The sequence below is a fragment of the Microbacterium bandirmense genome (assembly GCF_037204185.1).
Lineage (GTDB): Bacteria > Actinomycetota > Actinomycetes > Actinomycetales > Microbacteriaceae > Microbacterium > Microbacterium bandirmense.
Genome location: NZ_JBBDGM010000019.1, coordinates 49271 through 56719 on the forward strand (window position 1 = coordinate 49271; position 7449 = coordinate 56719).

Annotated in this window: 6 protein-coding genes; 4 read left to right on the plus strand and 2 right to left on the minus strand. The window is 70.1% G+C overall.

Annotated features, from left to right (window positions below):
* Both WDU99_RS16270 and WDU99_RS16275 read left to right on the plus strand, forming a co-directional pair.
* Nucleotides 1-966, plus strand: a complete 966-nt coding sequence (locus WDU99_RS16270; protein WP_337333517.1) for a polysaccharide deacetylase family protein — start codon at nucleotides 1-3, stop codon at nucleotides 964-966.
* Nucleotides 963-2279: an MFS transporter gene (locus WDU99_RS16275; RefSeq protein ID WP_337333518.1), complete on the plus strand. Its 1317-nt coding sequence runs from the start codon at nucleotides 963-965 to the stop codon at nucleotides 2277-2279. The genes WDU99_RS16270 and WDU99_RS16275 overlap by 4 nt, the downstream gene beginning before the upstream one ends.
* 113 nt (nucleotides 2280-2392) lie before the next feature.
* Here WDU99_RS16275 and WDU99_RS16280 read toward each other — a convergent pair whose 3' ends face one another.
* Both WDU99_RS16280 and WDU99_RS16285 read right to left on the minus strand, forming a co-directional pair.
* Nucleotides 2393-3778, minus strand: coding sequence for an aspartate aminotransferase family protein (locus tag WDU99_RS16280; protein ID WP_337333519.1), 1386 nt, complete (start codon nucleotides 3776-3778; stop codon nucleotides 2393-2395).
* A gap of 25 nt (nucleotides 3779-3803) precedes the next feature.
* A complete protein-coding gene (locus WDU99_RS16285; protein WP_337333520.1) occupies nucleotides 3804-5288 on the minus strand; it encodes a CoA-acylating methylmalonate-semialdehyde dehydrogenase in 1485 nt (494 codons plus the stop codon).
* An 88-nt stretch (nucleotides 5289-5376) separates the two neighbouring features.
* Between WDU99_RS16285 and WDU99_RS16290 the strand changes: the two genes are divergently transcribed.
* On the plus strand, nucleotides 5377-6942 hold the full coding sequence (locus WDU99_RS16290) for a PucR family transcriptional regulator (protein ID WP_337333521.1): 1566 nt from the start codon (nucleotides 5377-5379) through the stop codon (nucleotides 6940-6942).
* A 237-nt stretch (nucleotides 6943-7179) separates the two neighbouring features.
* Nucleotides 7180-7449 (plus strand): hypothetical protein (locus tag WDU99_RS16295; RefSeq protein WP_337333522.1); only part of this gene is annotated, 270 nt, incomplete at its 3' end.

The following is a 7449-nucleotide window of genomic DNA, read 5'->3' on the forward strand; positions in this document are numbered from 1 at the left end:
GTGCCCGCATCTCTGATCGAGCGTCTGGGGCATGCCGCAGACACTCGGGCCATCATCCTCAACGCCGATGACTACGGCATGTGCCGTGCGGCGAACACCGCCATCTCGCAGCTGCTCGACGCCGGACATCTCGACTCGGCGACGATCATGATGCCGTGCTCCTGGGCGGCTGACGCCGCAGCCTTCGCCGCACGCCGTCACGATCTCGACGTCGGCGTGCACCTGGTGCTCACCAGCGAGTGGGACCGGTACCGGTGGCGGCCGCTCACGGGCATCCTCTCGTCGCTCGTCGACGCCGAGGGGTACTTCCCGCGCACCGTGCGCGAGGTGGAGCAGCAGGCGGCCGACGACGACGTCGCCGCCGAACTCGACCTGCAGGTCGAGGCAGCACTGTCCGCCGGTGTCGACGTGACCCACCTCGACAACCACATGGGGTCGGTGTACGGGCTCGAGACCGGGCGCAACTTCCTCGGCTCGGTGCTCGAACTCGCGGCACGCCACGGGCTGCCGTTCCGGCTGCCGCGCTACGCCGCCGGATACGGCATCGACGAGGCGCTGCAACCGGTGCTCGACCAGGCGGTGACGGCAGCGGATGCCGCGGGTGTGGTCATCCCCGACCGCCTCTGGACCCACCCGTTCGAACTGGCCGGCGAGGCGACGGCCCAGCAGGAGACCTACGAGCACGTGCGCGACGGGTTCATCGACCTGCTGCGCACGGTGCCGGCCGGCGTGACCGAGGTGTACCTGCACCCGATGATCGACGGACCCGAGCTGCGAGGCACCGTCGACTACGCAGCCATCAAGCGCGGCTACGAGCTGAGACTGCTCACCGACCCGCTGGTCGCACAGGCGATCACCGCTGAGGGCCTGGTGCGGATCGGCTGGCGGGCCCTGCGCGATCTGCAGCGCGCCCCGGCCGGATCGCGCGACGGGACGCCGGCGGACTCGAGCGGCGAGACGCGATGAGCCTGCTCACGGGCATCCGCGACCGTCGCCTCGACGCGGCACCCACCCGCTCGCAGACCGTCGCGTTCGGGGCATCCGGCTTCCCGATCCAGCTGATGACGCAGACGTTCTCCGCGTTCGTCGTCTACTTCTACGTCGCGCACCTCGCCGTGCCCGCGGAGTGGGTCGCCGCGGCGATGATCGCGCACGGCATCCTGAACGCGGTGCTGAACCCGGTCGTCGGCGCGGTGTCCGACCGGCTGCGCACGCCGTGGGGGCGGCGCATCCCGTGGATCGGTCTCGGCATCGTGCCGCTGGTCGTCGCCTTCGCGCTGGTGTGGATGCCGCCCGAGCTGCCCGCCGGCGGGCTGATCGCCTGGTTCCTCGTAGTGGTCGCGGTGTACGACGTCGCGTTCGTCGTGGTCGTGCTGAACATCTCGGCGCTGTTCCCCGAGATCTTCCGGACGACGCAGGAGCGGGCGCGCGGCAACGTGCCCCGGCAGATCTTCGGCATCCTCGGGATGGTGCTCGGCACCGCTCTCGCGCCGATGCTGTACGGAGCACTCGGCTGGCCGGCGATGGCGCTGATCCTGGGGGCGGTGAGCCTCGGGATGCTGCTGTGGTCGTTCCGCTTGGGCATGATCGAGCGTCGCGGTGCCGTCGTGGCCGAAGCGCCGATGCCGTGGCGGGCTCAACTGCGCCACACCTTCACCAACCGGGCGTTCGTGCCGTACGTGCTCGGCTCGCTGATGGTGCAGACCTCGATCGCGATCATCATCGCCGCGATCCCGTTCTACGTGCGGTACTCGCTGCATGCGGCGGAAGGCGAGGCGAGCGTGCTGCTCGGCGCGATCTTCGCCTCGGCGATCCCGTCGATCATCGGCTGGGGCGCCTTCGTGCGTCGCACCAGCCCGCGCACCGCGCTGTTGGTGGCGGTCGCGGTGTTCGGCGTCGCCGTGCTGTGCTTCCTCTGGCCGGGGAGCGTGCTCGGTGCGGCGCTGGTCGGCCTCGGCGTCGGTGTCGGCGTTGGCGGGCTGCTGCAGCTGCTCGAGATCGTGCTGTCGCAGATCATCGACGACGACGCCGACCGCACGGGGCATCGCCGCGAGGGGATGTACTTCGGTGTGAACGGCTTCGTCGTGCGCGGCGCGGTGGTGCTGCAGGCGATCGTCGCCGCGTGGGTGCTGAACGCGGCGGGGTTCGATGCGACGCTCGGCGATGCGCAGCCGAATGCCGTCGACGGGGGCATCCGCATCATGCTCGCCGTCGTGCCGCTGGGCTTCACCGCTCTGGCATGGCTGTGCTTCTGGCTGTACCCGATCCGCCGCCGCTGACCTGACCTCTCGGTCGCTCGGTCGCCGAGACCCCCAGGTGTCACCGAGACCCTCACGTATGGGCGTCCATACGTGAGGGTCTCGACGGAAGGTGGGGGTGTCGGCGAAGGGGATCAGGTTACGTAGCCGTCGGCGACCGAGAGGGCGTCGTCGAGCACTGCGAGGCCCCGCACCAGATCGGTCTCGCTGATCACCAGCGGCGGGGCGACGTGCATGCGGTTGAAGTGGGTGAACGGCCACACGCCGCCCTCCTTGGCCGCGGCCGTGAAGGCGCCCATCGGGGCAGCATCCGCGCCGCTCGCGTTGAACGGCACCAGCGGCTCGCGCGTCTCGCGATCGCGCACCAGCTCAACGGCCCAGAACAGACCGCGCCCGCGCACCTCACCGACGCTCGGGTGCTTGTCGACCCACCCGCGCAGCGTCGGCTCGACGACGCGCTCGCCGAGATCGCGCACGCGCTCGAGGATGCCGTCGCGCCGGAACACTTCGAACGTCGCCACACCGGCGGCGCACGCCAGCGGATGCCCGGAGTACGTGAGCCCACCGGGGAACGGCGTCTTGTCGAAGCGCCCGGCGATGGCATCCGAGATGACCACGCCACCCAGCGGCACGTAGCCGGAGTTGATGCCCTTCGCAAAGGTGATCAGGTCGGGCCGCCCGTCGTAGGCGTCGATGCCGAACCACTCGCCGAGCCGCCCGAAGCCGACCATGACCTCGTCGGCGATGTACACGATGCCGTGCCGGTCGCACAGCTCGCGCACGCCCTGCAGGTAGCCCGGCGGCGGCACCAGCACGCCGTTCGTGCCGACCACCGTCTCGATGATGATCGCGGCGATCGTCGCGGGGCCCTCGAGCAGGATGGTCTGCTCGAGGTGCTCGAGGGCGCGCTGCGATTCCTCGGCGAGCGTCGTGGAGTGGAACGGCGAGCGGTACAGGTACGGTCCGAAGAAGCGCACCGCGCCCGCGTCGCTGACCTCGTTGGCCCAGCGCCGGGGGTCGCCGGTCAGCGAGATCGCTGTGGAGGTCGAGCCGTGATAGCTGCGGTACATCGACAGCACCTTGCGCCGGCCGGTCACCTGGCGGGCCATGCGCACCGCGTACTCGTTGGCCTCGGCGCCGCCGTTGGTGAAGAACACCTTCTCGAGTCCGTCGGGTGCGACCTCGCTGATCAGACGCGCGAGCTCGCCGCGCACGTCGTTCGCGACGGCCGGCTGGATCGTCGCGAGGCGTCCGGCCTGCTGCTGGATGGCCGCGATGAGATCCGGATGCTGGTGCCCGAGGTTCAGGTTGACCAGCTGGCTCGAGAAGTCGAGGTAGGCGTTGCCGTCGTAGTCCCAGAACGTCGAGCCCTCGCCCGCGGCGACGGGCAGCGGATCGATGAGCGCCTGCGCGCTCCATGAGTGGAACACGTGCGCGCGGTCGTCCCCGCGCACCTGCGCGGCGGCATCGGGGGCCGGGAGCGGATGCTGCGTGCCGTGCCGATCGGTGAACTGTGCCATGTCTCTTCCCTTCCGACTCGGCTGCTCAGTGGTTGCTCGGGAAGCCGAGGTCGACCTGGGCGGGGGTGTGGTCGGGCCAGCGGGTGGTGACGACCTTGGAGCGGGTGTAGAAGGCGATCGATTCGGGGCCGTAGATGTGCGCGTCGCCGAACAGCGAGTTCTTCCAGCCGCCGAACGAGAAGGCGCCGACCGGCACGGGGATCGGCACGTTGACGCCGACCATGCCGACCTCGATGTCGAACTCGAACTGTCGGGCGGTGCCGCCGTCGCGGGTGAAGATCGCGGTGCCGTTGCCGTACGGGTTGGCGTTTATGAGCTCGACGGCGTCGGAATAGCTGTCGACGCGGACGACCGAGAGCACCGGCCCGAAGATCTCGTCCTCGTAGACCTTCATTCCGGGGCGCACGTTGTCGAGCAGGCTGACGCCGGTGAAGAACCCGTCGCCATCGAACGACTTCTGCGTGCCGTCGACGACGACCGTGGCGCCTTCCGCCGCGGCGCCGGTGACGTACGAGGCGACCTTGTCGCGGTGCTCGCGCGTGATCAGCGGACCCATCTCGCTGGACGAGTCAGTGCCCGCGCCGATGCGCAGCTCGCCGATGCGAGAGCGGATGCCCTCGATCAGATCGTCTGCGATATCGCCGACGGCGACCAGCACCGACACGGCCATGCAGCGCTCGCCGGCCGAGCCGTAGGCTGCCGACACCGCGGCCGCCGCGGCACCGTCGAGATCGGCGTCGGGCATCACGACCATGTGGTTCTTCGCGCCGCCCAGCGCCTGCACGCGCTTGCCGTTCGCGGCCGCGCGCTCATAGATCGACTTCGCGATCGGGGTGGAGCCGACGAAGCTGACCGCGCCGATGTCCTTCGAGTCGAGCAGGGTGTCGACGGCCTCCTTGTCGCCGTTGACGATGTTGAGCACGCCGTCGGGAAGACCCGCCTCCTGGAACGCCTTCGCCATCCAGATCGCGGCCGAGGGGTCCTTCTCGCTGGGCTTGAGCACGACGGTGTTGCCGCACGCGATGGCCGAGGCGACCATCCACAGCGGCACCATCACCGGGAAGTTGAACGGCGTGATGCACGCCACCACACCGACCGGCTGCTTGACCGAGTGCACATCGACGCCGCGCGAGACCTGCTCGGCGCGCTCGCCCTTGAGGTGGTGCAGCAGGCCGGCCGCGAACTCGACGTTCTCGATGCCGCGGGAGACCTCGCCGGCAGCATCCGAGAGCACCTTGCCGTGCTCGCTGGTGACGATCGCGGCGAGCTCGTCCGTGCGCTCGGCGAGGATCTGCCGCAGGCGGAAGAACACGTCGGCGCGCTTGATGAGGGTGGACGAGCGCCACCCGGGGGCAGCGGCCTTCGCTGTGGCGATGGCCTGCTCGACCTCTTCGGCCGAGGCCGCGGCGACCTGGCGGTGCGCCTCGCCGGTGGCGGGGTTGTAGACGGGCAGGGTGCGGGTGGTCTCGCCGGCGTCTGCGCCGCCGATGAAGTGACGGATCGTGGTCACGGGATGCTCCTCATCGAGTTTCGGGGGATGTCCGCACATATTGACCGGGCGGCTTGATTCCCATGCTGACAGTCGGGAAGATGAGGTGGTGCCCGCAGAACGTCAGGATATTGCCGCCGACCGGACAGAACGTCCGGATGCCGTCGCGCTGCCCACGGTGCGGGATGCGCTCGAGGGCGAGGCGCTGCGCCGCGGAGAGCCGGAGGTGCTCGTCGGCGACGCGGCACTGGACGCGCCCGTGCGCTGGGTGCACGTGTCGGACAGCGACCAGGTCGCGGGACTGCTCGACGGCGGTGAACTGCTGCTGACGACCGCGGCGGGCTGGTCGGGGTCGGATCCCGCGCTGCGCACGATCGCGAACAGTCTCGCCGACGTCGGCGTCGCCGGGGTGATCATCGAGCTGGGCGCTCGCTTCAGAGTCGTGCCACCCGCGCTGATCGCCGCATGCCGAGTCCGGGGGCTCGCGCTGGTAGCGCTGGAGCGCACGGTCAAGTTCGTCGCCGTGACAGAGGCCGTGCACCGCAGGATCATCGCCGGCCAGTTGGAGGCCCTGCAGCAGCGGCAGCGATTGCATGAGCTGTTCACCGAGCTGAGCCTGCGCGGGGCGCCCGCCGACACCGTGGTGCACGAGACCGCACGGGTGCTCGGCGCACCGGTCGTGCTCGAGACCCTGGGGCATGAGGTCGTCACCGCCGATGTGCGCGACGCGGTGGCATCCGACGTGCTGTCCGGCTGGGGCGCACGCTCGCGGTCCGGCGCCGAGCTGCTCACCGTGCCGGTGCAGGCACGTGGGGTGCGGTGGGGCACACTGGTCGCCCTGCCCGGTGCGGCGCACCCGGCCGGTGCGCTGACCGTGCTCGAACTGGCCGCCACCGCGCTGGCTCTGACCCGGCTCGCCGACGGGCCGGCAGGCTGGGCGGCGCTGCCCGCGCGCGACCTCGTCGAGGCGGTGGCGGGCGACCGGCACACCGGTGCCGACGATGTGGCGGCGCGGATGGAATCGGCGGGGCTCCCATTGCGCGGGCGGAGCCTGTGCGTGCTGGTGGCTCCGCGCGCGGACGCGGGACAGGTCGCGCGGCTCGTCGATGGCGTCGGCGCGCTCGGCACGGGTGCGGACGAGTCGGATGCTGACGTGCGGGTGCTCGGTGCGGTTCACGACGGCGACGGCGTGCTGCTCGTCTCGGCGGCGCGCGAGGTGACGGCGGCGGAGCTCTCCCGCGTGGCCGCCGGTGTCTCCGCACGACTCGCCGTCGGGACGCCGGCTGCCACGGTGGCTGCACTTCTGGCATCCGTCCGTCCGACCCGGTTGCTCGCGGCGCGACTCGGTGCGGGGGAGGTGCGCCGCGTCGACGACCGCCCGCTCACCCGCCTGGTCACCGAACTCGGCGAGGACCACCGGCTGCAGGAGCACAGCGAGCGGATGCTGGCGCCGCTGATCCGGTATGACGAGCAGCACGGCGGCGACCTGCTGCGGGTGCTGCGAGCCGTCGTCGCGCACCCGGGCAGTCGCACCGCGGCGGCCGCGTCATCGCACCTGTCGCGGTCGGTGTTCTACCAGCGGCTGGCGCTCATCGCCGACCTGCTGGACGCCGACCTCGACGACGGCGAGACCCTCGCCGCCCTGCACCTGGCGCTGCTGGCGCTGCCCGGGTGATGCCGGTTCGGAGGCTCTGCGTAGGGGGCGCCACCCGATACGATCTCCTCTGGGACGGAAGAGATCGCAAAGCATGCCGCGGGGGACGTAGGACCGCAGGAGGAGCGACGGAGCAGGACGATGACGATAAGGTTTCGGTTCGAGAGCATCACATCCACCCTTGGGGACCGCGTTCCACTCATTACCGCGGGGGTTACGTGCGTCGTCGGGGCTAACAATGCAGGTAAGTCGCAACTGTTGCGCGACCTCGTGCTGAACGCTCAGAACGGCAAGCAGGCGAACACGGTCGTGCTCAAAGAAGCAGAATCCGAGCTCGTTATCTCCAATGCGCAAGAAGCGGGCGATTGGCTGGAACGGCATGCTGTTCCATCGGAACACGCCAGCGTCCCTCCGAACTTCATGTTTTTGCCGAGCCAGAACCAGGTGACGAAGGATGCGTTCTTCGAACACCTTGTTCAAAGCAACCAGCACGGCTGGGGTCTTGGGCACTTGGACGAGGGGTTTGTT